Consider the following 2,951-nt stretch of genomic DNA (forward strand, 5'->3'; position numbering starts at 1 on the left):
ATGCAAACTATTCAACATAAAAGTGATACGCATAAAAGATATTGGATTTCTGAATATGCAAAGCGAGAAATTTATATACCAAATTTGGTGGAGCAAAAGGCTATTGTTGATAAATTAGATGATAGTTTTGCAAAAATTGAAAATGCTATAACCAATCTAATAAATGCAAAAGAAAATCTAAAACTTTATAAACAAAGCGTGCTTAAATCTGCGTTTAATGGTGATTTGCTACCTAACACTTCACCCACACAACGAAAAAAAGTAAAATTTGAAGATGTATTAAAATACGAACAACCAACCAAATATATAGTTAAATCTACAAAATATAATAACGACTTTAAAACACCTGTTTTAACAGCTGGCAAAGGTTTTATTTTAGGTTATACAAATGAAACAGAGGGAATTTTTACAAATACACCTGTAATTATTTTTGATGATTTTACAACTTCAAGTCAATATGTAAATTTTCATTTTAAAGTTAAATCATCAGCGATGAAAATTTTACGACCAGCAGATAATGTAAATTTAAAATTTTTGTTTTATAAAATGCAAACTATTCAACATAAAAGCGATACACATAAAAGATATTGGATTTCTGAATATGCAAAGCTTGAAATCCCACTCCCACCATTATCAGAGCAAAATTTAATAGTGGCTGAGATAGATAGGAGATTTGCAATAGTGGATAAAACTCTAAATTTGATAGATAAAAGCATTCAAAATGCTAAAAACTTAAAACAAAGTATATTAAAAAAAGCATTTAGTGGAGAGTTAAGGAGTGAAATATGAGCGAAAGTGCATTGATAGGCAAGGTATGGAATTACGCTAGTATATTAAGAGATAGTGGAGTTAGCTATACAGATTATGTAAGCCAGATTACATATTTACTATTTTTAAAAATGGATGATGAGAGAGAGAAATTTTTGGGCGTTGCGTCGCTTTTGCCTTCTCATTGTAAATGGCAAAATTTGTCAAATTTAGATGGAAGTGAGCTAGAAACTGCTTACACCAATGCCTTAAACACTCTATCAAAGCAAAGTGGCATAGTAGGCACTATATACCAAAAAGCTCAAAATAAAATCAACGAACCAGCCAAACTAAAACGGCTAGTAAGCTTAATAGATAATGAAACTTGGCTAGGCTTAGATGTAGATATCAAAGGGGCGATTTATGAAGGGTTATTACAAAAAAACGCCACTGAAACCAAAGGCGGAGCGGGACAATATTTTACCCCAAGAGCGATAATCAAAGCCATAGTAAGCGTGATGAAACCACAAATTGGTATGAGTATAAATGACCCAGCGTGTGGAACTGGCGGATTTTTACTAGAAGCGTATGAGTATATGAGAGCTAGTAGTAAAGATAAAACCAAGCTAGAAAATCTAAAAACAAAAGCACTAAGTGGCACCGATATTTCGCCACTAGTTACTAGTCTATGTGCGATGAATTTATATTTACATGATATAGGCGGTGATGAGAGTCCAGTAAAAACAAGCGATAGTCTTTTAAGTCTAGGCGATCAAAGATACGATATGGTACTGACAAATCCACCCTTTGGCAAAAAATCATCTACAAAAATTATGGGTGATGATGGTAGCGTAAATACTCAAAGCGAAAGCTATGAAAGAGATGATTTCATAGTAAGCACTTCTAATAAACAGATAAACTTTTTGCAACATATAATGAGTGTGTTAAAAATTGGTGGCAAAGCAGCTGTTGTTCTACCTGATAATGTGCTATTTGAAGGTGGAGCTGGCGAGAAAGTGAGGCAACGACTTTTAAAGGATTTTAATCTACATACGATTTTGCGTCTGCCTACTGGGATTTTTTACGCACAGGGAGTAAAGGCAAATGTGCTATTTTTTGATAAATTAACTCCAAGTAATGAGCCTAAAACTACTCAAGTATGGGTATATGATCTAAGGACAAATCAAAATTTTACTCTTGTAGAAAATCCACTAAATGATGAGAGTTTGACTGATTTTATCCAATGCTATGGCGATAATCTAGCTCAAAGAAAACAAAGTGAGAGATTTAAATGCTTTAACATAGATGAGATATTAAAGCGAGATAAAACAAACCTCGATATATCGTGGATAAAAGAACAAAGCGTAATAAATAGCGAAAATATAGCAAGTCCAGATGAGATATTAGAAGAGATAAAAGCAGATATCGCTGCGGCGCTGGGTGAGCTTGAGCAGATTAAGGTTTAAAAATAATAAAGTAAAGAGCAAATTTTAACTTTTTAGCTCTTTACTTAGCATTATATTATCTGTTGTAAAATACTAAATCATTTTAACAATAAGGATAGATATGTTAAATCTTCTTTTTAAATCACTTTTTGCGCTTATTGTGCTTATTATTTTTATTGCTGGTGTTGTTTTTGATGCTAAGTTTTTATCACAAGATCAGTTTAGTGATAAAGAGCTTAAATTTAATCGCACAATTACACAGAGCGTGGAGTTTATCCCAGATCAATTTAGTGCAAATATTAGCTTAGAATCTACAAATGCTTTGCGTACAAAAGCCCAAATAGCTCCAAATGAGCTAGAAATTATCACTGCTACACTTGATAAGGCGTTAAAATTAGCCAAAGATAGCCAAATTTGTAAAGCTTCTACCTACTCAATAAATCCAAGCTATAGCTACAACGATGGTGCTAGAATCATCACCGGACAGCTTATAAACTTTGATATTGGATGTAAATTTGATAAAAATAGCATTGATAAATATGATAACTTAATTACTCAATTAAATACGCTATTAAAAAACAATGAGTTTATAAGCATTAATCTACCAGCCATAACTCCATCAGTATCAAATGCCATATCAACACAAAATAACGAGCTACTACACATTAAGGTATTAAATAGCGCTATACAAAAAGCACAGCTTTACTCAAATGAGCTTGGTAAAAATTGCGTATTAAATAGCGTTGATTTTACTGGAAC

Annotated in this window: 3 protein-coding genes; all 3 read left to right on the top strand. The window is 32.3% G+C overall.

Annotated features, from left to right (window positions below; translation table 11 throughout):
* The coding region (locus J6V67_RS05600; RefSeq protein WP_291859966.1) for a restriction endonuclease subunit S at positions 1-789 on the top strand (789 nt) is incomplete at its 5' end.
* Positions 786-2,213 (top strand): type I restriction-modification system subunit M, encoded by a 1,428-nt coding sequence (locus J6V67_RS05605; RefSeq protein WP_291859969.1) that lies wholly within the window; start codon positions 786-788, stop codon positions 2,211-2,213. The genes J6V67_RS05600 and J6V67_RS05605, both read left to right, overlap by 4 nt.
* A 100-nt stretch (positions 2,214-2,313) precedes the next feature.
* A partial coding sequence (locus J6V67_RS05610) for an SIMPL domain-containing protein (RefSeq protein ID WP_291859972.1) occupies positions 2,314-2,951 on the top strand: 638 nt, incomplete at its 3' end.

Origin of the sequence: Campylobacter sp. (assembly GCF_017646085.1) — a bacterium.
Taxonomy (GTDB): Bacteria; Campylobacterota; Campylobacteria; order Campylobacterales; family Campylobacteraceae; genus Campylobacter.